The sequence below is a fragment of the Pseudomonas sp. Tn43 genome, from assembly GCF_014192635.1.
GTDB lineage: Bacteria > Pseudomonadota > Gammaproteobacteria > Pseudomonadales > Pseudomonadaceae > Aquipseudomonas.
The window spans coordinates 231,020-253,375 of sequence record NZ_JACHYG010000008.1; the positions used below are offsets into that span (position 1 = coordinate 231,020).

The following is a 22,356-nucleotide window of genomic DNA, read 5'->3' on the forward strand; positions in this document are numbered from 1 at the left end:
CTGCTACGCCTCGCCACAATCCGCTCTACTCCGCATGCCAAGGCTGGGAATTCCTCAAAAAAATCAGTATGCTGCGCCCCACATTTGCGCATCGACCCTTCTTCAGGCTCAGATCGCACCGACAAGGCAGATCACTTTCTCGCCAAGTCCCACAGCCGGACGCAAGATCCGGGTGTACGTTTTGAAGGCTGGCGCGGTTTACCAAAAATAAACCAAGCCAGTCCCCGAGAAGCCGGCCACAAGCCGGCTTTTTAATGCCTGAATATAAAGTCTGAACAACCCATTAACCTGCAGCCAACCACATGTTGCGCGATTCGATCGCAGCCGGGACGTGAGACGACATGCTGTCCGAACAACTGGACGATGAGCCGAATAGACGTCATATTCGGCTCACCACATGAGCCGAATAGCATTTTTAATTGGCTCACTCATTCCAAGAGTACCGATTCCATGGCACCTCACTGGATCTGGCAGCAGCCTGATTGGCCGAGCTTTCAATGGCAAGCCGAGCATTTGGCGCCACTGTTGCGCGACTGCGTTCAGGCGCAGGGTCAATTGATGGGCATGGCCAGTTCGGTAGGCCGCTCGTTGAGCGCGCAAAGCGAACTGGATGCGCTGTTACAGAACATCGTGACCTCGTCGGCGATTGAGGGCGAACAACTGAATATCGGCTCCGTTCGGTCATCATTGGCGCGACGATTGGGGCTGGAACAGGGCGCGGGCGATAAAAGCAGCCAGCGCAGCGAAGGCCTGGCGCAATTGATGCTCGATGCCACCCGGCATTTCTCTGAACCACTGACATTGGCTCGATTGCTGGATTGGCATAAATGGCTGTTTCCTGAGCAAGACACGGATCTCGCCGCCCGGTCGATCCATGTTGGCGCCTTGCGCGGCGACGAGCCGATGCAAGTTGTTTCGGGGCGACTCGACAGGCCGACCGTTCACTTCGAAGCGCCGCCTCGCCTTGGTCTTGAACGACAACTCGAAACCTTCCTGAGCTGGTTTGAAGCCAGCCGAAATCAGGTTGGCCTCGACCCTTTGCTGAGGGCCGGCGTCGCACATTTCTGGTTTGTGACGTTGCATCCTTTCGACGATGGCAACGGTCGCCTGACGCGAACGATCACTGATCTGGCCCTGGCTCAGGGTGAGGCTCAGGCCATCCGTTTCTACGCCATGTCGGCGAGCATTCTGGATGATCGTTCTGGCTATTACCGAGTGCTGGAAACCAGTCAGAAATCCACGATGGATATCACCGAATGGCTGGAGTGGTTTCTTCAGACTTTGCTGCGTAGCTTGCAGCAGGCCATGACGCGGATTGAGTCGGTACTGGGCAAGGCGCGTTTCTGGCAGGCACATCGGGAATCCGGACTGTCGACCGAGCAGACCAAAGTATTGAATCGCTTGCTCGATGGTGGGGAACGAGGTTTCGATAACGGCATCAGCGCCGCTCAATATCAGGCAGTGGCAAAGGTTTCCAAAGCCACCGCAACCCGTCATCTGGCCGAACTGCTGGAGAAGGGCTGCCTGAAACGCCTGCCCGGCGGCGGGCGCAGTACTCGATATCAAATCTGCGATCCGGATGACTCAACAGATTAATCATGATCGACATTGCACTCGATGAGTTAAGCCGTAAGGCGATCTGTAGCAGCTGGCGAAGCCTGCGTTCGGCTGCGCAGCAGTCGTGAACCCGGCTAATGCCGTATGCCTAACGTATCGCAATCTCTGATTTTACGACTGCTTCGCAGCCGAACGCAGCCTCCGGCAGCTGCTACAAGGGGCGCGTCGCTGCTGAAATGGTTTAACTTACCGGCTTTAGGGCAAGCCCCCTCATCACAGAGGTCGCATTCACTTCCTGAACTCATTGTCCGAAACGCCCCGCTCATTTGCCCATAACCCCTATGTCTGCTAGTGTCGCGCCGGTTTAACGTCAACCGGAAATAGCCGCCATGGCCCGCAAAAAAGCTGCACTGGATTTCGAACAATCTCTCGCTGACCTGCAAACGCTGGTGGAGCGTCTGGAGAATGGCGAATTGTCGCTGGAAGACTCGCTGGCCGCTTTTGAGCAGGGCATCGGTCTGACCCGCGATTGCCAGGCGGCGCTGGCTCAGGCCGAGCTAAAGGTTCAAGTGCTGCTCGAGCGTGATGGTGAGCTGGCCGAGGAACCCTTCGACGCGGATCAGCCAGAATGATTGCGGCGTATTCGGCGTCCAGCCAGGCTCGCGTCAATGCGGCACTGGAAACCCTGTTCAGCGCGCCAAGCCCTGAACTTGCCCGCCTCTACGAAGCCATGCGCTACAGCGTGATGAACGGCGGCAAGCGTGTGCGCCCGTTGTTGGCCTACGCCGCATGTGAAGCCTTGGGCGGCAAGGCCGAGCAAGCCAATGGCGCGGCCTGTGCGGTTGAGCTGATTCACGCCTATTCGCTGGTGCACGATGATTTGCCGGCCATGGACGACGACGATTTGCGTCGCGGCCAGCCGACTACGCATAAAAAATTCGATGAAGCTTGTGCAATCCTCGCCGGTGACGGCTTGCAGAGCCTGGCCTTCAGTGCCCTGCTCGACCCGCACCTGAGCAATTGCGATGCTGAAACCCGTCTGCAGATGGTCAGCGCCCTGGCGTTGGCGGCAGGTCCGGCGGGCATGGTCGGCGGGCAAGCCATCGATCTGGGCTCAGTGGGCCTGAAGCTCGATCAAAAAGCCCTTGAATACATGCACCGGCACAAGACCGGCGCGCTGATCGAAGTCAGCGTCAAGCTTGGCGCACTGGCCTGCGGTCATGCCGCGAAGGACGAACTGAAGTCCTTGCAGAGTTATGCACAGGCCATTGGCCTGGCCTTTCAGGTCCAGGACGACATTCTCGACGTCGAAAGTGACACCGAAACCCTCGGCAAACGCCAGGGCGCCGACATCGCCCGGGACAAACCGACTTACCCGGCCCTGCTCGGTCTCGATGCGGCCAAGGCCTATGCCCTGGAGCTGCGTGACCAGGCCCTGCACGCCCTGCGACCGTTTGACGCGGCGGCCGAGCCATTGCGCGATCTGGCCCGGTATATCGTCGAGCGCCGCAGCTGACGGCGTATCCGCCAAAAAAAACCAACGCGTGGGCAGGGGGCGATGCATCAGGTAAACTGCCGCATCTTTTATACCTATAACGATTCGCCTGATGCCCACGACGTTTCATGAGATTCCCCGCAAGCGCCCGACCACGCCACTGCTCGACCGTGCCAACACGCCGGACGGCCTGCGCCGGTTAGGCGAAGCCGAGCTGGAAACCCTGGCTGATGAGTTGCGCCTGGAATTGCTCTACACGGTCGGTCAGACCGGTGGGCATTTCGGTGCCGGCCTGGGCGTCATCGAGCTGACCATCGCGTTGCATTACGTCTTCGACACCCCGGATGACCGATTGGTGTGGGACGTGGGTCATCAGGCCTACCCGCACAAAATCCTCACCGGTCGTCGCGAGCGCATGAGCACCCTGCGCCAGAAGGACGGCGTTGCCGCCTTTCCGCGTCGTTCCGAGAGTGAGTACGACACCTTTGGCGTCGGTCACTCCAGCACCTCGATCAGCGCAGCGCTGGGCATGGCGATTGCTGCCCGACTGCAACACAGTGATCGCAAAGCGATCGCAGTGATCGGCGACGGCGCATTGACCGCTGGCATGGCTTTCGAGGCACTGAACCACGCGCCGGAAGTTGACGCCAACATGCTGGTGATCCTCAACGACAATGACATGTCGATCTCGCGTAACGTGGGCGGCTTGTCGAACTATCTGGCGAAAATCCTTTCCAGCCGCACTTATGCAAGCATGCGCGAAGGCAGCAAAAAGGTCCTGTCGCGCCTGCCCGGCGCCTGGGAAATCGCCCGTCGCACCGAAGAATACGCCAAAGGCATGCTGGTTCCCGGCACACTGTTCGAAGAGCTGGGCTGGAACTACATCGGCCCGATCGATGGCCATGACCTGCCGACCCTGATCGCCACCCTGCGCAACATGCGCGATCTGAAAGGCCCGCAATTCCTGCACGTGGTCACCAAAAAAGGCAAAGGCTTCGCTCCGGCGGAAGTCGACCCGATCGGTTACCACGCCATCACCAAACTCGAACCGGTGGATGCTCCGGCCACCGCGCCGAAGAAAGCCGGCGGGCCGAAGTACTCCGGTGTGTTCGGTGAATGGCTGTGCGACATGGCCGCGGTCGATCCACGCCTGGTCGGGATTACCCCGGCGATGAAGGAAGGCTCCGACCTGGTGGCCTTCAGCGAACGTTTTCCCAAGCGCTATTTCGACGTGGCGATTGCCGAGCAACACGCCGTGACCCTCGCCGCCGGCATGGCCTGCGAAGGCGCAAAACCGGTGGTGGCGATCTATTCGACCTTCTTGCAACGCGCTTACGACCAGCTTGTGCATGATGTGGCGGTGCAAAACCTCGACGTGCTGTTCGCCATCGACCGCGCAGGCCTGGTGGGCGAAGACGGCCCGACGCACGCAGGCAGCTTTGACCTGTCGTTCCTGCGTTGCATCCCCGGCATGCTGCTAATGACCCCGAGCGACGAAAACGAACTGCGCAAAATGCTCAGCACCGGCCATCTGTACAACGGCCCGGCGGCGGTGCGTTATCCGCGCGGCACCGGCCCGAATGCGCCGATCACCAAAGATCTCGAACCGATCGAAATCGGCAAGGGTGTCGTTCGCCGCCAGGGCAGCAAAGTCGCCTTGCTGGTGTTCGGCGTGCAATTGGCCGAGGCGCTGAAAGTCGCTGAAAAACTGGATGCGACCGTGGTCGACATGCGTTTCGTCAAACCGCTCGACGAAGCGCTGGTTCGCGAAATCGCCGGCAACCACGAATTGCTGGTGACCGTCGAAGAAAACGCCATCATGGGCGGTGCCGGTGGCGCGGTCAGCGAGTTCCTCGCACGCGAGAACCTTCTCAAGTCGGTGCTGCACCTGGGCTTGCCGGACATTTACGTCGAGCACGCCAAGCCTGCGCAAATGCTGGCCGAATGCGGACTGGATGAGGCCGGAATCGAAGAAGCGGTGCGCCAGCGCCTGCAACTGCTGAATCTCTAAGGCATATACAAAACCTGTGGGAGCGGGCTTGCCCGCGATAGCGGAATAACAGTCGGCTTATTCATTGACTGACACTCCGTCATCGCGGGCAAGCCCGCTCCCACAGAGTTTTGTGCAGCCACAAGAATGTGTTCGCTTTAAAGCATCAACGGACTGCCCATGAAACTCTCCCCTTTTGCCCTGACGCTGACGCTTCTGCCAGTCAGCCAGCCCATGGCTGACACCTTCGAACGCGACCAGGCCCTGAAACTGCCCGACGTGCTGATCAGCGCCAACCGTCAGGTCGAAGCACGCAATGACAGCAGCGCCGCCAACACGGTGTTCACCCGCGACGATATCGACCGTCTGCAACCGAGCAGTGTCACTGATCTGCTGCGCCGGGTACCGGGCGTACAGGTCGGGCAAACCGGGGGGCGCGGCAGTCTGCCCGGGGTTTATATTCGTGGTACCAAGTCGGCGCAAAGCCTGGTGCTGGTCGATGGCCAGCGCATCGGTAACTCGACCTCCGGCGACAGCAACCTGCAACACATCAACATCGAACAGGTCGAGCGCGTGGAAGTGCTGCGCGGTTCGCGTTCAGTTATTTACGGCAGCGATGCGATCGGCGGGGTGATTCAGATCTTCACCCGCCGTGGCGGCGAAAAAGGCCTGCAACCGCGCATGCACGTGGGGGTTGGCAGCCATCAGACCTGGGAACGCAGCCTTGGATTGTCTGGAGGCGACACGCAGACCCGCTTCAACCTGGGCGCCAGCCTTGATGAAACGGCAGGCATCAATCGCACTCATGAGTCCTGGCCCAGTGATGGCGATCACGATGAATATCGCAATAAATCGGTCAGCTTAAGCCTGAGTCACGCCCTCACCGACGACATCGAAGTCGGCGCCAATCTGCTGGATAACCAGGGCAAAAGTGCGTTCGACAACCCGTTCGGCCGCTTCGACATGGACACCTTCGGATCGGTCCAGCAACAGCCTTACAGCGAGTTTGCCGTGAGCAGCGTCAACAGTTACGTCGACGCGCGGATCAATGACCGATGGAAAACCCGCGTCGAATTAGGCCACAGCGAAAACCGCGAGAAAACGCTCGACAAACTCAGCGACGAACGCAGCGTGTTCAACACTTACCGCGATTCGGTGAGTTGGCAGAACGACCTCACCCTGGATGAACGCAACAGCCTGATCCTCGGCGGCGACTGGTACCAGGACCGAATCAACAGCAGTACCGCGTTCGACGAAGACAGCCGCTGGAACCGTGCGGCATTTATCCAGCATCGCTATCAAACCGACAGTTTCTCAACCGAACTGGGCCTGCGCCGCGACCAGAACCAGCAATTCGGCAGCCAGAACAGCTGGAGCGGCACGTTCACTCTGCCACTGAACCCGGACAACGATGTGCTGCTGACCTACAGCGAAGGCTTTCGCGCGCCGACCTTCAACGACCTGTACTACCCGGATTTCAGCAACCCGGATTTGAAACCCGAAACCTCGAAAAGTTATGAGCTGCAATGGCGCAGTCAGCTGACAGGCACCAGTCGCCTGGAAGCTTCGCTGTACCGCACCGATCTGCAAGACGCGATTATTTTCGGCAGCAATAACCGCCCGGCGAATGTCGCCTCGGCGCGGATCAACGGTTTTGAAGCGGCTTTGAAACAAGAGCTGTTCGGTTGGCAGAGCAACCTCGGCGTGGCGATCATCGACCCACGGGATCGCGACAGTGGCCATACCCTCGCCCGTCGTGCACGGCGGACCTTGAGCCTGGATCTGGATCGGCAGTTTGATCGGCTCGGCGTCGGTGCCAGTTGGCAAGCGGTGAGCAGCAGTTATGACGACGAAAACAATCAACAGCCGCTGGGCGGGTATGCATTGTTGGGGTTGCGCGGCAGTTGGGCGCTGAATCGAGAGATCAGGCTGGAGTTGAAGCTCGACAACTTGCTGGACAAGGATTACAGCCGGGCGTTGTACAGCCATGACGGCAGTCAGTATGGGTATCGCGAGGAAGGCCGGGCGTGGATGTTCGGAGTGACCTGGACGCCAAAAATCTAAAAACCAACTCGGTCATTTGTGGCGAGGGGGCTTGCCCCCGTTGGGCTGCGAAGCGGCCCCAGGTCCAGCAACCGTGTTTTATCAGACATTCCCATCAACCTAATTACGGCTGCTGCGCAGCCGAACGGGGGCAAGCCCCCTCGCCACAGGGTGCGATCAACTGGCACAACTTGGCCGTCGCTTCGATCATCTGCCCACTCGGCCGCTCCAGGCCTTTGTCCGTCACCAGCAGCAATTGCCCCCGAGCCACCGCCGTTATCTGAGGCCAGCTCTTCCACGCATCGAGCTGCGCCTGGTCACTGGCCAGAATCACCTCGGGATTGCGCTGCAACACCGCCTCCACACTGATCTGCGGAGCAGGCTGTGTCAGGTCGGCAAATACATTGCGCGCCCCGCATACCTGCAGCGCATCGCTGATGATTTGCCCGCCGCCTACGGTGTACAGGGGCCGGTCCCAGACTTGATAAAACACCCGTAACGGTTCATCCCGTCGATAACGCTGGCGCAGGGAATCGAGTCGTTGACGCAGTTTGGCGGCCAATGAAACACCACGCTCCGGTCTTCCGAGCTGCGTAGCGATCGCTTCGATCTGGGCGGCAAGTTGTTCGAGGTTATGAGGTTCGGCGACATAGGTGGGAATGTTCAGCCGTTTGAGCTGCTCACGCTGGGCCGGCCCCACACTGCCCGGCCACAACAGCAATAGATCGGGCTTGAGGCTGAGCAGTCGCTCCATGTCCAACTGGCCGTAGCTGCCAACGGATGGAATGTCTTTGAGCTCAGCGGGACGTTCGCCGGCATCCAGCACACCGACCAGAAGGTCAGCCGAGTTCAGCTCAACGACGATCTCGGAAAGCGAGGGCGCCAGGCTGATGACCCGCTCGACCGCAGCCGCCGAGCCACTGACGGCCAGCAGCAACACCGCCAGCCAGACGCTGCGCATCAGCCGAGTTGACGCGGGATACGGTAGAGGTAGAACAGCACCATGGTCGACAGTGCCAGCAGCATCAGCGGTACGGCTTCAAGACCGACGAATACCGCCAGCGCACCGATCCAGGCGGGCAGGCCGGCGACCAGAAACGCAGCACGGCGTTTCGCGGCCAGGGCGATCCAGGCGCTGGGTTCTTCAGGAGTGTCGAGCGCTTTTTGGGTGGCGATCAGGGCGTGCTTGTAGCCGCCAAAGAACTTCAGGCTGACGAACATCGAGGCCATACCGGCGATGAACAGTGGCATGGCCAGCACCGGCAGAATCGCCTCGCTCTGGCCGAATACGCCATTGATCACGAACAGCGGCACCAAGGCCAGGGCCAGGTATTGCCACCAGTTGACGGTCAATCGCCGCCGTACCTGACCGCGGGTCACGCCCGGTCAACCTCGCCCTGATGCTCGTTCCCCATCATGTGGTCGAGCTTGCTGGCCTTGGTGGCCAGATAGAGTTTGTTGTGCGGGTTGTGCCCAGTGTGCAACGGCACGCGCTCGGCCACCACGATGCCCATGTCGGTCAAGGCTTTGACCTTGCGTGGGTTGTTGGTCATCAGACGCAGGGACTTCACGCCCAAGTGCTCCAGCATCGGCAGGCACATGGCGTAGTCGCGCTGGTCGGCGGCAAAACCCAGGCGCTCATTGGCTTCAACGGTGTCGGCGCCGCCGTCCTGCAATTCATAGGCGCGAATCTTGTTCAACAAACCAATGCCGCGACCTTCCTGACGCAGGTAAAGCAACACGCCACGGCCTTCACGGGCGATTGCCTGCAGGGCAGCCTCAAGTTGCGAACCGCAGTCGCACCGCTGGCTGAACAAGGCGTCGCCGGTCAGGCATTCGGAGTGCAACCGGCCGAGCACCGGAGCTCCGTCGGCAAAATCACCCAGGCTCAGTACGACGTGCTCGCGCCCGTTCTCTTCATCGAGAAAGCCATGCATGGTGAATTGCGCAAAAGGCGTTGGCAGCTTGGAAGCGGCGACAAAAACGACAGGCACCGGTGTGCTCCTGATCTATAGATACTGAAGATTCGCAGAGGCGGCATTGTAACAGCACGTTCCTGCAGACGCTTACGCTGAATTATGGGGCATAACGATCAATAAGTTTGATCATCGGGTCCACGCGATGCATCCCTGTAGCAGCTGGCGCAGCCTGCGTTCGGCGGCGCAGCCGTCGTGAAACCTATCGACTCGGTCAATCTGACACACCGCAGCGCCTGAATTTACGGCGGCTTCGCCGCCGAACGCAGGCTTCGCCAGCTGCTACAAGAGCTGCATTCAGTTCGAGACAAACGGATAGGGTTGCTTCCACTTTGCGAAAATCGGTTTCAACTGGCCGTTTTTTACCAGCACGTCCATGCGCTGATCGAACAGCGCCCTCAACGTGCGGGCCCGAGGAGTATCGGCGAAGCACAGGTAAAGCGGCAATTCCGCGATATGCGTGCGGCGAAACTGCGACGTATCCTTGGCTAGGCCAAGGACATAATCGACTTCAGTCAGCGCATCAATGTAGTAATCGGCGCGACTGTGGGTCAGCATCGACACAATTCCCGTCCGCCGCACGACTTCGTTATAGCGCTGCACATTGGGCAAATAAGCCTGATATTTATAGCCGCGTACCCAGGCCAATCGGTAGCGGCCCAAGGTATCCAGGGTCGGCGCCGGACTGCTGGCCAAGCCCAATGCGTAGATATGATCGGTATCGAAATTCCAGCGAGGATAGAGCAGGTCGCTCGCCTCATCCCGATAAGAACCGACACAAGCGTCCACTTCGCCACGCTGTGCCAGGCCCATGGCGCGCGTATAAGGCTCGGTTTGAATATCCAGTTTTACGCCCGCCGGCTCGAAGACTTTGCGCAACACGTCCCAGCCCAAACCCTGACCATCAGCGGCGGTGTAATCTTCCCAGGCTTCACTGGCGAGATGAATCACGGACGGCTTCGTCGGCGCATCCTCCGCCCGGGCGAGCGAGCAGAACATCGCAAAAACCATCAGCAGCAACCGCCGCGCCATTCCCCGCTCTTTCACTGGACGCCTCAGACGAAAAACCACACCAGCCCTTGCATCGCCAACCACGCAAATACGCCTGCCAGCACGTCGTCGAGCATGATCCCGACCCCACCGTGCACATGCCGGTCGATCCAGTGAATCGGCCAGGGCTTGAGAATGTCGAAGAAGCGGAACATCAGGAACCCCGCCAGCAACCAATGCCAACCTTCCGGCACCAGCCACAGAGTGATCCACATCCCGACCATTTCGTCCCAGACGATGCCCTCGTGGTCGTGCACGCGCAAATCATCGGCGACCTTGCCGCACAGCCAGAAGCCGAACAGCATGGTGATACCGAGCATCAGCCAGTAGCCCCAGTCGGGCAGCATCTGCCACAACGGAATGAAGGGTAACGCCACTAACGAACCCCAGGTGCCCGGCGCTTTTGGCAAGGTTCCCGAGCCGAAACCGAATGCCAGGAAATGCCACGGATTGCGCCAGACCGACGGCGGTACGAACTCCGCCGGGACCTGTTTGGGATGATCTGTCACGGTGTCTCCCGAAAATGTTGATAACCCCGCACTGGCGGGGTGATGTCGTGTCCGTCGGCGTCCAGCAATGTCACGCCCTGCCCCACAACCACCTGACCCAGCACATGGATCGGCCAGCCGTCCGCCAGCAACGATGGCAACTCGGCGGGCGGCAAGGTGAAGGCCAGTACGTAATCATCACCGCCGCTCAGGGCCGCTTGCTCAGCGCCAGGCTGACCCAGGAAAGCCAGCAGCGCCTTCGACAACGGCAGCTTGCTGCGCTCTACCTGCACCCCGACTTTCGACGCCAGGGCAATGTGCCCGCAGTCGGCGAGCAGGCCGTCGGAAATGTCCAGCGCCGCCGTGGCTCTGCCGCGCAACGCCATGCCCAGGCCCAGCTGCGGTTGCGGCGACCAGTAATGGGCACGCAACGGGTCAGCGATGGCCGCATCAGCCATTCGCTGACCGAGCACCAATGGCAATGCGCCCGCAGCGTTCCCCAACTCACCGCCCACGCAGAGCAGATCGCCAGGCTGTGCGCCGCTGCGGGTCAACGCCAGACCGGTTGGCACCCGACCGAATACGGTCATGGTCAGGCTCAATGGCCCGCGAGTGGTATCGCCACCCACCAGCGCCACCCCGCATTTTTGCGCCATGAGGTTCAAACCACGGGCAAAGGCTTCCAGCCAATCGGTGGTCACCGTCGGCAAGGTCAGGGCAAGGGTAAAGGCAATGGGAGCAGCGCCCATGGCGGCCAGGTCACTGACCGATACGGCCAGCGAGCGCTGACCGAGCAGAAACGGGTCGCAGGGGTCTGCGAAATGCACACCGGCCACGAGCGTGTCGGTGGAAATCGCCAACTGCTCCCCGGGGGGAACAGCCAGCAAGGCGCAGTCGTCGCCGATCCCAAGGGCAACGCCTTCGCCGCCCTGCGCACAAGGCGCGGCGGCGAAGAAATTGCGGATCAGCTCAAACTCGCCCATGGCTTCGTGTCGACATTCCAAGCGCCAATCAGCGCTTGAACGCCTTCACTTCAGCTTCACGCAGACGCGGGGCCAGCTTGTCGAGCACACCGTTGACGAACTTATGGCCGTCGGTAGAGCCGAAGACCTTGGCCAGCTCGATACCTTCGTTGATCACAACGCGGTATGGCACGTCTACGCGCTTGAGCAGTTCCCAGGTGGACAAGCGCAGAACGGCCAGTTCAACCGGGTCCAGCTCTTCGATGGTCAAGTCCAGGCAAGGTTTGAGTGCGGCGTCGATCTCGGTCTTGAACTGCGGAACCCCATGCAGGATTTCACGGAAGTAGGCGCCATCGACATCGCTGAAATCGTTATCGACCCGAAACTGCGCTTCGATCTCGTTCAGCGACTGCTTGGCCATGTGCCATTGGTACAGTGCCTGAGTCGCGAGCTGACGGGCTTCGCGGCGCTTGGCGCTTTTCGATGGCTTGCCGGCATCCGCAGGCTTTGGATCGCGTGGGTTGAAACGATCGCTATCGTCGCTAATCACTTGGCCTCCAACTGCGCCAGCAGGCTGACCATTTCCAGAGCGGACAGGGCAGCTTCAGCACCTTTGTTACCGGCCTTGGTGCCGGAACGTTCGATGGCTTGTTCGATGGAATCAACGGTCAGTACGCCGAAAGCGACCGGTACGCCGAACTCCATGGACACCTGGGCCAGGCCCTTGGTGCATTCGCCCGCCACGTATTCGAAGTGCGGAGTACCGCCACGAATGACTGCGCCCAGGGCGATGATTGCCGCGAACTCGCCCTTCTGAGCGACTTTTTGCGCAACCAGCGGGATTTCGAAGGCGCCAGGCGCACGGATGATGGTGATGTCGCTTTCGCTCACGCCATGGCGAACCAGGGCATCAACTGCACCGCTGACCAGGCTTTCAACGACGAAGCTGTTGAAACGGCCCACTACCAAAGCGTAGCGGCCTTTAGGGGCGATGAAGGTACCTTCGATGGTCTTCAGGGTCATTCGTTAGATCTCTTAAAGAGCCGGGACGCGTTTTCTACGCGCCCCTCAGTGATGTGTTAACCGCGAATACAGGCCCGCAAACTGCCGGTCATTATTCGGAGGGCACGTATTCTACAACTTCCAGATCGAAACCGGATATCGCATTAAACTTCATCGGCGCGCTCATCAAGCGCATTTTGCGCACGCCCAGGTCGCGAAGAATCTGCGAACCGGCACCGACGATGCTGTAAGTGGTCGGTTTTTTCACGGCGCTGTGATCCGCGGTTTCGCGAATGTGCGCCAGCAACACGTCGCCATCGAGCGGGTGACCGAGCAACAGCACCACGCCGCTGCCAGCCTCGGCAACCGCAGCCATGGCGGCGCGCAGGCTCCAGCGGCCCGGTTGCTTGACCATCAACAGGTCACGCAGCGGGTCCATGTTGTGTACCCGCACCAGCGTCGGCTCTTCGGCGCACACGGTGCCCAGGGTCAGCGCCATGTGCACGTCGCCTTCCACCGAATCACGGTAGGTCACCAGGTTGAACTGGCCCAATTCGCTGTCCAGCGGCTGCTCGGCAATCCGCTGAACGGTACGTTCGTGGATCATCCGGTAGTGAATCAGGTCGGCAATGGTGCCGATCTTGATGTTGTGTTCGGCGGCAAAGGCTTCGAGTTCGGCGCGACGGGACATGGTGCCGTCATCGTTCATCACTTCGCAGATCACGCCGCTGGGCTCGAAACCGGCCATGCGCGCCAGGTCACAGGCAGCTTCGGTGTGGCCGGCGCGGGCCAGCGTACCGCCGGCCTGGGCCATCAGCGGGAAGATGTGGCCGGGGCTGACGATGTCTTCAGCCTTGGCGTCTTTGGCGGCAGCGGCCTGCACAGTGCGCGCACGGTCGGCGGCGGAGATACCGGTGGTGACACCTTCGGCGGCTTCGATGGACACGGTGAACTTGGTGCCGAAACCGGAACCGTTGCGCGGCGCCATCAACGGCAGCTTGAGCAGTTCGCAGCGCTCGCGGCTCATCGGCATGCAGATCAGGCCACGGGCGTGCTTGGCCATGAAGTTGATGTGTTCAGGCTGGCAGCACTCGGCGGCCATGATCAGGTCGCCTTCATTCTCGCGGTCTTCGTCATCCATAAGGATGACCATCTTGCCTTGGCGGATGTCTTCAACCAGTTCTTCGATGCTATTGAGCGCCACAAGGCACCCCCCTTCTTTCGAAATTTGAGCTTCAGGATTTGAGGTAGCCGTTGGCGGCCAGAAAGCTTTCAGTGATGTTTCCGGACTTTGCTGGCTCTGCGGCCTTGTCGCCCAACAGCAGGCGTTCCAGATAACGGGCAAGCAAATCTACTTCCAGATTCACCCGGCGACCCGGCTGATACGACGCCATGATGGTTTCGCTCAGGGTATGCGGAATGATGGTCAGCAAGAACTCGGCACCATCGACGGCGTTCACGGTCAGGCTGGTGCCGTCGACGGTGATCGAGCCTTTATGGGCGATGTATTTGGCCAGGTCTTTCGGGGCGCGGATGCGGAACTCCACGGCGCGGGCGTTTTCGGTACGGGCAACCACTTCACCCACGCCATCGACGTGACCGCTGACCAGATGCCCGCCGAGACGGGTGGTCGGGGTCAGGGCTTTTTCCAGATTGACCGGGCTGCCGTTTTTCAGGTCATTCATGGCGGTGCAATCGAGGGTTTCGCGACTGACGTCCGCCGCAAAGCCATTGCCCGGCAATTCAACCGCCGTCAGGCACACGCCATTGACGGCAATACTGTCGCCCAGTCTGACGTCGCTCAGGTCGAGCTTGCCGGTTTCGACGTAAACCCGCACATCCCCGCCTTTTGGAGTCAATGCACGAATACTGCCGATGGATTCGATGATGCCGGTAAACATGGAGTCCTCCTCGAGAACAGAGCCAGCGCTAGAGCAATGGCCGGGAATTATACGCTCGCCGATGGCACAGGAATGGCAGTGACTCGCCAGTCATCGCCAACCGCGCGGATTTCGGTGATTTTGAGCTCGGGCGCGTCCTTCATCTGCGCCAGTGGCCAGTCCAGCAACGGTCGCCCTGTGGAGCCAAGAAACTTGCCGGCGATGAAGATCTGAAACTCATCCACCAGCCCGAGCTGGGCAAACGCGCCAGCCAGTCGCGGGCCGGCTTCGACCAGCACGTCATTGACGCCACGGTTGGCGAGTTCGACCAGCAACTGATGCAGATCGACCTGACCATCGTCGCCCGGCACGATCAGGCATTCCGGACCGTTGGCGTACTGTTCTTCCACCGCGACACACGTGGCGACCAGCGCCGGACCGGCCTTGAAGAACGGTGCGTTCAGCGGCACCCGCAGGCGGCCGTCGATCAGCACACGCAGTGGTGGACGGCTCATGACCAAGGCTGTTTGCTCAGGGTCCAGGCCCAACTCGTCGGCACGTACGGTCAAACGCGCGTTGTCCGCCAACACCGTGTCGGCACCGGTCAGCACCACGCTGGCCTGGGCGCGCAAACGCTGTACCGCCGAACGCGCCGCCGGGCCGGTGATCCACTGGCTCTCGCCGCTTTCCATCGCCGTGCGACCGTCGAGGCTCATCGCCAACTTGACCCGCACGAACGGCAAGCCATGTTCCATGCGTTTGAGGAAGCCTTGATTGAGCTGGCGCGCCTCGCCTTCCAGCACGCCGCTTTCGGTGGCGATACCGGCCTGGGCCAGACGTTGCAGACCGCGACCGGCGACTTCCGGGTTGGGGTCTTGCATCGCTGCAACGACGCGGGCGACACCGGCATTCACCAGCGCATCGGCGCAGGGTGGCGTACGACCGTGGTGGCTGCAGGGCTCAAGCGTCACGTAAGCCGTGGCGCCCCGGGCCTTGTCGCCGGCAACGCGCAAGGCGTGGACTTCGGCATGTGGCTCGCCGGTGCGCACATGCCAGCCTTCGCCGACAATCTGCCCGTCGCGCACCACCACGCAGCCAACCCGTGGATTGGGATGCGTCGTGTAATGACCTTTGCGCGCCAGTTCCAGGGCCCGGGCCATGTAATGCGCGTCGAGGATGGCTTGTTCGGGGGAGGTGGTCATTCTTTCACCGGCTCTCGAGCGAGGCGATCGATCTCTTCGCGGAACTCGTTGAGGTCCTGGAAGCGTCGATACACCGAAGCGAAGCGAATATAGGCGACTTCATCAAGTTTCTTCAGCTCGGCCATCACCAGTTCGCCGACCACGAGGGATTTGACCTCGCGTTCACCGGTGGCGCGCAGCTTGTGTTTGATGTGCACCAGCGACGATTCGAGGCGCTCGACACTCACCGGGCGCTTCTCCAGCGCCCGCTGCATGCCGGCACGGAGTTTTTCTTCGTCGAACGGCTGGCGACTGCCGTCGGTTTTGATCAGGCGCGGCAACACCAGTTCAGCGGTTTCAAACGTCGTGAAACGTTCGCCGCAGGCCAGGCATTCACGCCGGCGGCGCACCTGTTCGCCCTCGGCGACCAGACGCGAGTCGATGACCTTGGTGTCGTTGGCACCGCAGAAGGGACAGTGCATGGTGGCAGGCAACAAAAAATGGGAGGGCCATGGTAGCGCATCCCCGTGGCAAGACAAGCCATAGGGTTTGCGGTATACAGACTGGCTGTCTATGGATTTCATTTTCTGGAGCCGCCAATGCCGTTACGACCGCTCGTTTTGCTCAGTCTTTTCAGCCTGCTAGTGGCCTGTGGCAGCGATGCGCCCAAATCCCAGCCACCGACACCAGGCCCTGCACCGCAACAGGCGCAGAAGAAAGCCAAGGCGGCGGCCGAGCTCGGTCCGTTGCCGGCGCATCAACGTGAATTGAGCGGCACTTTGCAGGGCGCGCCCGCCGGATCTGAAGTTGAACTGGCGTTGCTGGTGGTCGACGCAAAGGATCGTCCGCAACAATTGCTCGCCAGTTCCAGCCTGATCGGCACCAATCAGGTGTTGCCGTTTCGTCTGCGGTTCAATCCCGAATCCTTCCCGACCGGCGCTCGTGTCGAACTGCGTGGCCGTGTGAGCCAGTCCGGGCAGTTGATCCTGCATCTGCCGGCACAAATAATCACACAGCCAACCACCCAGGCGCTGGGTCAGCTGCAATTCGTCAAAGCACCATGATTGCACCGCTCGACTTGCAGCAGGCATTGGGTCAATTGCTTGGTGATGCACAGCTGGTAGCCTGCGAGTTACCAGGCACCGAACTGAAGCTGTGGCTGATCGACGGCGACAACATGGATCGCGCCTTCAGCCCGGAAGAAACCCGGCGCATTCTTCACGAGCCGCCCTATTGGAGTTTCTGCTGGGCCAGTGGGCTGGCGGTGGCTCGCTATCTCGCCGAACACCCACAATGGGTCGAAGGCAAACGGGTGCTGGATTTCGGCGCTGGCTCCGGGGTGGCCGCGATCGCGGCGGTGAAAGCCGGGGCACTGGAGGTGGTGGCCTGTGACCTGGACCCGCTGGCCATTGCCGCGTGTCGGGCGAATGCCGAACTCAATGGCGTGCCACTCAGTTACTCGACAGACTTTTTCGCCGAGGCGGATCGGTTTGATCTGATTCTGGTGGCCGATGTGTTGTACGACCGGGCAAACCTGCCGTTGCTCGACGAGTTCCTCAGCCGTGGCCGGGAAGCGCTGGTGGCGGATTCGCGGGTGAGGGATTTCCGCCATCCGCTGTATCGGCGCATCGAAATGCTGGAAGCGATGACCTTGCCGGACCTGGCCGAACCCGAAGAATTTCGGCATGTGAGTCTCTATCATGCGCGGCGTGCTTGAAGTCGCCAAAAGATCGCAGCCTTCGGCAGCTCCTACGCCGTTCGCGTCTTACCCCGGCCGTATGCGTTCCGTGTCGTGCGCGTGTGAACCCGATCCTGTAGGAGCTGCCGAAGGCTGCGATCTTTTGCGCCAGCCCTTATAGTGAGCATATTCACGCTTCCAAAGAGATCCCCCATGAGTCAGGAAACGCCGTACATTTTCGACGCCACGACTGCCGATTTCGACCAGTCGGTGATCGAGAACTCTTTCCACAAACCGGTGCTGGTGGATTTCTGGGCCGAATGGTGTGCGCCGTGCAAGGCCTTGATGCCGATGCTGCAAACCATCGCCGAGAGCTATCAGGGCGAGTTGTTGCTGGCCAAGGTCAACTGCGATATCGAGCAAGACATTGTTGCGCGCTTCGGCATTCGCAGCCTGCCGACAGTGGTGCTGTTCAAGGACGGTCAGCCGGTGGATGGTTTTGCCGGTGCACAACCGGAATCGGCTGTGCGCGCGATGCTCGAACCTCACGTACAAATGCCGCCGCCCGCTGCGGCGGACCCGTTCGAACAGGCGCGAGCGCTGTTCGATGACGGCCGTTTCGCCGATGCCGAAGCCACGCTCAAAGTGCTGCTGGCTGAAGACAATACCAACGCCAAGGCGCTGATTCTCTATGCCCGCTGCCTCACCGAGCGTGGCGAACTGGGTGAAGCGCAAATCGTGCTCGACGCGGTCAAGACCGATGAGCACAAGGCCGCGCTGGCCGGCGCCAAGGCGCAGATCCAGTTCCTCGGCCAGGCCAGGGATTTGCCGGATGCGGCAGACCTGAAAGCGCGTCTGGCGAAAAATCCGCAGGACGATGAAGCGGTCTATCAACTGGCGATCCAGCAACTGGCCCGCCAGCAATACGACGCGGCGCTGGATGCCTTGCTGAAACTGTTCATCCGCAATCGCAGCTACAGCGAAGGCTTGCCGCACAAGACCTTGCTGCAGGTGTTCGAACTGCTGGGCAACGATCACCCGCTGGTGACCACGTACCGTCGCAAGTTGTTCGCTGCGCTCTATTAAGATCAAAAGATCGCAGCCTTCGGCAGCGCCTACAGGGGAATACAGATCCCGCGTAGGAGCTGCCGCAGGCTGCGATCTTTTTTGCGGCTTACTCGATCCAGCTATAAAGCGGTGTATCCCCGCCGCTCACCACTTTGACATTTGCGCTGTGACGCAAGCGCACCAACAAGCGCTTGCCCGCCGCCGCGCTGCCGGTCAGCCCTTCCAGTTGCTCCAGCAAATCCGGCCCGCTCAATTGTCCGGCCTTGCGTAGCAACTCCTGGGCGATCTGCCACAGTGCATCGTCCTGATTCACCGGTTTGGCGGGCGCAACACTCGCTTCGGGTTTTGCTGCCTGCAGCTGCGCACCGAGCTGCGCCCAGTCACCGTCATCGAGCTCCAGTGTCAAATCCACCGGCCAGTCACCGATGCTTCCGCGTATTCGCAACATAAGTCTGCTCCTGCCCATACCTGACTCGCATGCTCCCATGGGTCTTGCGCAACGCCAAGCAGACGGTCAAACTCTCCGCACTTTCGTTATAAGATTACATAACAAACTTTTCATTTTGCTGTTCGGAGACCCGCCATGCGTCGTTTGCTGCTCGCTTTGCCGTTTGCCTTGTTGCCGCTGGCTGTCGCCCATGCGGCGGTCGAGCATGATCATGCTCATGATGAAGAGCACGGCAGCCTCAGCGCCCACGAACATGGCGTCGGTCGCCTGAACGCGGCGCTGGATGGCCAGACTCTGGAACTGGAGCTGGAAAGCCCGGCGATGAATCTGGTGGGTTTCGAACACGCCGCCAGCACCGACGCCGACAAAGCCAAAGTGGCCGCCGTCCGCGCGCAGCTGGAAAAACCCCTGGTGCTGTTCAACCTGCCCAAAGCCGCCGGTTGCGTGGTCGCGACTCAGGAACTGGAAAGCCCGTTGTTCGGCGACAAGCCGGACGCCGACGATGACCACGACGAAACGGACAAGGACGATCACGAGCATCACCCTGATCACAGCGAAATCCACGCCCATTACCAATTCAGCTGCTCGGCTCCCGGCGCGCTGAAGACCCTGGACCTGGCGAATATCTTCAATACATTCCCGGCCACCCAGAAGATTCAGGTACAACTGATCAGCCCGAGCGGGCAGCAAGGAGTTGAAGTGACGGCCAAGGTGGCCGCGCTGAAATTCTGATCCGCCACCACCCCCTGTAGGAGCGAGGCTTGCCCGCGAAGAGGTCGTCACATCCAACAGGGATGTTGACTGTGAGAACGCCTTCGCGGGCAAGCCTCGCTCCTACAGGGGTTGGTGTTGAATGTGAAATTGAGACAAAACCATGAAATCGGCGCCATGACCCAAGCACTCATCGAACTGTCCGACCTGAGCTTCAGCTGGCCCGGTCATCCGCCATTGCTGGACATCCCCTCGTTCCGCCTGGAACCCGGTGAGACCCTGTTCCTCAAAGGCCCCAGCGGCAGTGGCAAGACCACCCTGCTGGGCCTGCTCGGCGGCGTGCAAAAGCCTGACCGGGGCAGCATTCGCCTGCTGGGCCGGGAGTTGACCGAATTCTCTGCCGGTGCCCGCGACCACTTGCGCGTCGATCACACCGGCTACATCTTCCAGCAGTTCAATTTGCTGCCGTTTCTCTCGGTACGCGAGAACGTCGAGTTGCCCTGCCGCTTCTCCAGACTGCGCGCAGAACGGGCGAAACAGCGCCACGGCAGCGTCGATCAGGCCGCGGCCACCCTGCTCGCCCACTTGGGCCTGAAGGATGAAAACATCCTCAGTCGCCGCGCCGACTCGCTGTCCATCGGCCAGCAGCAACGGGTTGCCGCCGCACGTGCGTTGATCGGTCAGCCGGAACTGGTGATCGCCGACGAACCGACTTCGGCCCTGGACTACGATGCCCGGGAGAACTTCATTCGCCTGTTGTTCGCCGAATGCCGCGAAGCCGGCTCGAGCCTATTGTTCGTCAGCCATGACCAGAGCCTCGCGCCGCTGTTTGATCGCCATCTGTCGCTGGCCGATCTCAATCGCGCCGCCACCCCGTCCGAGGTTTGAGATGTATTTGTTTCGTCTAGCCATGGCCAGCCTGGCTAACCGTCGTTTCACCGCGATCCTCACCGCGTTCGCCATCGCCCTGTCGGTCTGCCTGTTGCTGGCCGTGGAGCGGGTGCGCACCGAGGCCAAGGCCAGTTTCGCCAGCACCATCAGCGGCACCGACCTGATCGTCGGCGCGCGCTCCGGCTCGGTGAATCTGCTGCTGTATTCGGTGTTCCGCATCGGCAACGCCACCAACAACATCCGCTGGGACAGCTTCGAACATTTTGCCAACAACCCGAACGTGAAGTGGGCGATCCCGATGTCTCTCGGCGATTCCCATCGCGGTTATCGGGTGATGGGCACCACCGAGGCGTACTTCGAGCATTACCAGTACGGCCATCGGCAGCACCTCGAACTGGCCGAGGGCCGCGCCTTCGCCACCGATCCATTCGAGGTGGTGCTCGGCGCCGAAGTGGCCGATGCGCTGCACTACAAGCTCGGCGACAAACTGGTGCTGGCCCATGGCGTGGCGGTGATCAGCCTGGTCAAACACGACGACAAACCGTTCACCGTGGTCGGTATTCTCAAACGCACCGGCACCCCGGTGGACCGCACGCTGCACATCAGCCTTGGCGGGATGGAAGCGATTCACGTCGACTGGCACAACGGCGTGCCGGCACGTGGCAACGGGCGGATCAGTGCCGACCAGGCGCGCAACATGGACCTGACGCCACAAGCGATTACTGCGTTCATGCTCGGCCTCAACAGCAAGATTTCGACGTTTGCACTGCAACGGGAGATCAACGAATTCCGTGGCGAACCGATGTTGGCGATCCTGCCCGGTGTGGCCTTGCAGGAGCTGTGGAGCTTGATGAGCACGGCGGAAAAAGCCTTGTTCGTCGTCTCGCTGTTCGTGGTGCTGACCGGGTTGATCGGCATGCTCACGGCGATCCTCACCAGCCTCAACGAGCGGCGCCGCGAGATGGCGATTCTGCGCTCGGTCGGCGCTCGGCCGTGGCACATCGCGACCTTGCTGGTGCTGGAAGCCTTTGCCCTGGCGTTGTCCGGAGTGATTGCCGGCGTGGCGCTGCTGTATGTGGGCATCGCGGTGGCGCAAGGTTACGTGCAGGCGAACTACGGCTTGTACTTGCCATTGGCCTGGCCGAGTGAATATGAATGGACGCTGCTCGGTGGCATCCTGATCGCCGCGCTGCTGATGGGCAGCGTGCCGGCCTGGCGTGCTTATCGCCAATCCTTGGCCGATGGCCTGTCGATCCGACTATGAGGACCTTAATGATGCCCCGCGCTGTGCTTGCGCTATTGATGCTGGTTGCCCTTCCGCTGTGGGCGGCCGAGCCGAAAGACCTGACCTGGTCGGAAATGATCCCGCCGGATGCCGCGCCAGAAGTGCCGAACATGACGCCGCTGCATGACCTGTCGAAGATGAGTGACGCGTTGTCCGCAGAATCAGCACCAGCCGCCAAACAGGACATGCCAAACGCGCCGGTGGTGAACAGTCTCGACGGCAAGAACATTCGTCTACCGGGGTACATCGTGCCGCTGGAAGTCAGTGAAGAAGGCCGCACCACCGAGTTTTTACTGGTGCCGTATTTCGGCGCCTGCATCCACGTACCGCCTCCTCCGTCGAACCAGATCGTGCATGTCAAAAGCGAAGTCGGCGTGAAGCTCGATGAGCTGTATCAGCCGTACTGGATCGAAGGCGCGCTGCAGGTGAAAGCATCCACCAGCGAGTTGGCGGATGCCGGGTATCAAATGGAGGCAGACAAGATTTATGCGTATGAATTGCCGGAGTGACCGGTGGTTATATGTTGATTGAGAGGACGTCTCCTTGTAGGAGCGAGGCTTGCCCGCGAAGAGGCCATCAAAGGTTCCGCAAAAATCCGGGCCTTCACTGTTTCATTGAGCTGAGTCAAAAGACCGTATCAGTTGGATCCCT

At 60.6% G+C, this 22,356-nt stretch carries 25 protein-coding genes; 12 read left to right on the forward strand and 13 right to left on the reverse strand.

Features of this window, described 5'->3' with window-relative positions; all coding sequences use genetic code 11:
* The first annotated feature begins 450 nt into the window (after positions 1-450).
* The 5 genes from FHW68_RS21260 (at position 451) to FHW68_RS21280 (ending at position 7,106) form a co-directional block, all read left to right on the forward strand.
* Positions 451-1,596, forward strand: coding sequence for a Fic family protein (locus FHW68_RS21260; protein ID WP_095633942.1), 1,146 nt, complete (start codon positions 451-453; stop codon positions 1,594-1,596).
* A gap of 350 nt (positions 1,597-1,946) precedes the next feature.
* A complete protein-coding gene (locus tag FHW68_RS21265; RefSeq protein ID WP_095633943.1) occupies positions 1,947-2,189 on the forward strand; it encodes an exodeoxyribonuclease VII small subunit in 243 nt (80 codons plus the stop codon).
* Positions 2,186-3,073, forward strand: a complete 888-nt coding sequence (gene ispA / locus FHW68_RS21270; protein WP_095633944.1) for a (2E,6E)-farnesyl diphosphate synthase — start codon at positions 2,186-2,188, stop codon at positions 3,071-3,073. Before FHW68_RS21265 ends, ispA begins: the two co-directional genes overlap by 4 nt.
* 91 nt (positions 3,074-3,164) lie before the next feature.
* On the forward strand, positions 3,165-5,063 hold the full coding sequence (gene dxs / locus FHW68_RS21275; RefSeq protein ID WP_183682922.1) for a 1-deoxy-D-xylulose-5-phosphate synthase: 1,899 nt from the start codon (positions 3,165-3,167) through the stop codon (positions 5,061-5,063).
* Positions 5,064-5,222: 159 nt separating this feature from the next.
* Complete coding sequence (locus tag FHW68_RS21280) at positions 5,223-7,106, forward strand: TonB-dependent receptor domain-containing protein (protein WP_183682925.1); 1,884 nt, start codon at positions 5,223-5,225, stop codon at positions 7,104-7,106.
* A 103-nt stretch (positions 7,107-7,209) separates the two neighbouring features.
* Here FHW68_RS21280 and FHW68_RS21285 read toward each other — a convergent pair whose 3' ends face one another.
* From FHW68_RS21285 to nrdR, 12 genes are all read right to left on the reverse strand, one after another.
* A complete protein-coding gene (locus tag FHW68_RS21285; RefSeq protein WP_183682928.1) occupies positions 7,210-8,046 on the reverse strand; it encodes a cobalamin-binding protein in 837 nt (278 codons plus the stop codon).
* On the reverse strand, positions 8,046-8,465 hold the full coding sequence (locus FHW68_RS21290) for an MFS transporter (RefSeq protein ID WP_183682931.1): 420 nt from the start codon (positions 8,463-8,465) through the stop codon (positions 8,046-8,048). The genes FHW68_RS21285 and FHW68_RS21290 overlap by 1 nt, the downstream gene beginning before the upstream one ends.
* Positions 8,462-9,079, reverse strand: a complete 618-nt coding sequence (ribA, locus tag FHW68_RS21295; RefSeq protein ID WP_052967080.1) for a GTP cyclohydrolase II — start codon at positions 9,077-9,079, stop codon at positions 8,462-8,464. Before ribA ends, FHW68_RS21290 begins: the two co-directional genes overlap by 4 nt.
* A 279-nt stretch (positions 9,080-9,358) precedes the next feature.
* Positions 9,359-10,093 (reverse strand): ABC transporter substrate-binding protein, encoded by a 735-nt coding sequence (locus tag FHW68_RS21300; RefSeq protein ID WP_183682934.1) that lies wholly within the window; start codon positions 10,091-10,093, stop codon positions 9,359-9,361.
* A gap of 23 nt (positions 10,094-10,116) precedes the next feature.
* Complete coding sequence (locus FHW68_RS21305; RefSeq protein WP_095630553.1) at positions 10,117-10,620, reverse strand: phosphatidylglycerophosphatase A; 504 nt, start codon at positions 10,618-10,620, stop codon at positions 10,117-10,119.
* Positions 10,617-11,582, reverse strand: coding sequence for a thiamine-phosphate kinase (thiL, locus tag FHW68_RS21310; protein WP_183682937.1), 966 nt, complete (start codon positions 11,580-11,582; stop codon positions 10,617-10,619). The genes FHW68_RS21305 and thiL overlap by 4 nt, the downstream gene beginning before the upstream one ends.
* 28 nt (positions 11,583-11,610) lie before the next feature.
* On the reverse strand, positions 11,611-12,111 hold the full coding sequence (gene nusB, locus FHW68_RS21315; RefSeq protein ID WP_183682940.1) for a transcription antitermination factor NusB: 501 nt from the start codon (positions 12,109-12,111) through the stop codon (positions 11,611-11,613).
* A complete protein-coding gene (gene ribE, locus FHW68_RS21320; protein WP_003228649.1) occupies positions 12,108-12,584 on the reverse strand; it encodes a 6,7-dimethyl-8-ribityllumazine synthase in 477 nt (158 codons plus the stop codon). The genes nusB and ribE overlap by 4 nt, the downstream gene beginning before the upstream one ends.
* A gap of 91 nt (positions 12,585-12,675) precedes the next feature.
* Entirely contained in the window at positions 12,676-13,767 is a 1,092-nt protein-coding gene (gene ribBA, locus FHW68_RS21325; RefSeq protein ID WP_007906834.1) for a bifunctional 3,4-dihydroxy-2-butanone-4-phosphate synthase/GTP cyclohydrolase II, read from the reverse strand.
* 31 nt (positions 13,768-13,798) lie between these two features.
* Positions 13,799-14,464, reverse strand: coding sequence for a riboflavin synthase (locus FHW68_RS21330; protein ID WP_183682943.1), 666 nt, complete (start codon positions 14,462-14,464; stop codon positions 13,799-13,801).
* Between the two features lie 47 nt (positions 14,465-14,511).
* Positions 14,512-15,645, reverse strand: a complete 1,134-nt coding sequence (gene ribD, locus FHW68_RS21335) for a bifunctional diaminohydroxyphosphoribosylaminopyrimidine deaminase/5-amino-6-(5-phosphoribosylamino)uracil reductase RibD (RefSeq protein ID WP_095630556.1) — start codon at positions 15,643-15,645, stop codon at positions 14,512-14,514.
* Entirely contained in the window at positions 15,642-16,106 is a 465-nt protein-coding gene (nrdR, locus tag FHW68_RS21340) for a transcriptional regulator NrdR (RefSeq protein WP_007906838.1), read from the reverse strand. The genes ribD and nrdR overlap by 4 nt, the downstream gene beginning before the upstream one ends.
* Before the next feature lie 117 nt (positions 16,107-16,223).
* Here nrdR and FHW68_RS21345 point away from each other — a divergent pair, with 117 nt between their 5' ends.
* The 3 genes from FHW68_RS21345 (at position 16,224) to trxA (ending at position 18,388) form a co-directional block, all read left to right on the forward strand.
* Positions 16,224-16,688, forward strand: coding sequence for a YbaY family lipoprotein (locus FHW68_RS21345; protein WP_183682946.1), 465 nt, complete (start codon positions 16,224-16,226; stop codon positions 16,686-16,688).
* Positions 16,685-17,341, forward strand: coding sequence for a methyltransferase (locus tag FHW68_RS21350; RefSeq protein ID WP_095630558.1), 657 nt, complete (start codon positions 16,685-16,687; stop codon positions 17,339-17,341). Before FHW68_RS21345 ends, FHW68_RS21350 begins: the two co-directional genes overlap by 4 nt.
* A gap of 174 nt (positions 17,342-17,515) precedes the next feature.
* Complete coding sequence (trxA, locus tag FHW68_RS21355; RefSeq protein ID WP_183682949.1) at positions 17,516-18,388, forward strand: thioredoxin; 873 nt, start codon at positions 17,516-17,518, stop codon at positions 18,386-18,388.
* 88 nt (positions 18,389-18,476) lie between these two features.
* Here the strand turns inward: trxA and FHW68_RS21360 are convergent, their stop codons facing one another.
* The gene (locus FHW68_RS21360) at positions 18,477-18,818 is read right to left on the reverse strand and encodes a hypothetical protein (protein WP_183682952.1); all 342 of its coding nucleotides are present in this window, start codon (positions 18,816-18,818) and stop codon (positions 18,477-18,479) included.
* Between the two features lie 135 nt (positions 18,819-18,953).
* Here FHW68_RS21360 and FHW68_RS21365 point away from each other — a divergent pair, with 135 nt between their 5' ends.
* The 4 genes from FHW68_RS21365 (at position 18,954) to FHW68_RS21380 (ending at position 22,214) form a co-directional block, all read left to right on the forward strand.
* Positions 18,954-19,550 carry a DUF2796 domain-containing protein gene (locus FHW68_RS21365; RefSeq protein WP_183682955.1) on the forward strand — a complete coding sequence of 199 codons (597 nt, stop codon included), beginning with the start codon at positions 18,954-18,956 and terminating at the stop codon, positions 19,548-19,550.
* 156 nt (positions 19,551-19,706) lie between these two features.
* Positions 19,707-20,417: an ABC transporter ATP-binding protein gene (locus tag FHW68_RS21370; protein WP_095630562.1), complete on the forward strand. Its 711-nt coding sequence runs from the start codon at positions 19,707-19,709 to the stop codon at positions 20,415-20,417.
* Position 20,418: 1 nt separating this feature from the next.
* The gene (locus FHW68_RS21375; protein ID WP_095630563.1) at positions 20,419-21,684 is read left to right on the forward strand and encodes an ABC transporter permease; all 1,266 of its coding nucleotides are present in this window, start codon (positions 20,419-20,421) and stop codon (positions 21,682-21,684) included.
* An 11-nt stretch (positions 21,685-21,695) separates the two neighbouring features.
* The gene (locus FHW68_RS21380; protein WP_183682958.1) at positions 21,696-22,214 is read left to right on the forward strand and encodes a DUF3299 domain-containing protein; all 519 of its coding nucleotides are present in this window, start codon (positions 21,696-21,698) and stop codon (positions 22,212-22,214) included.
* Positions 22,215-22,356: the final 142 nt, after the last annotated feature.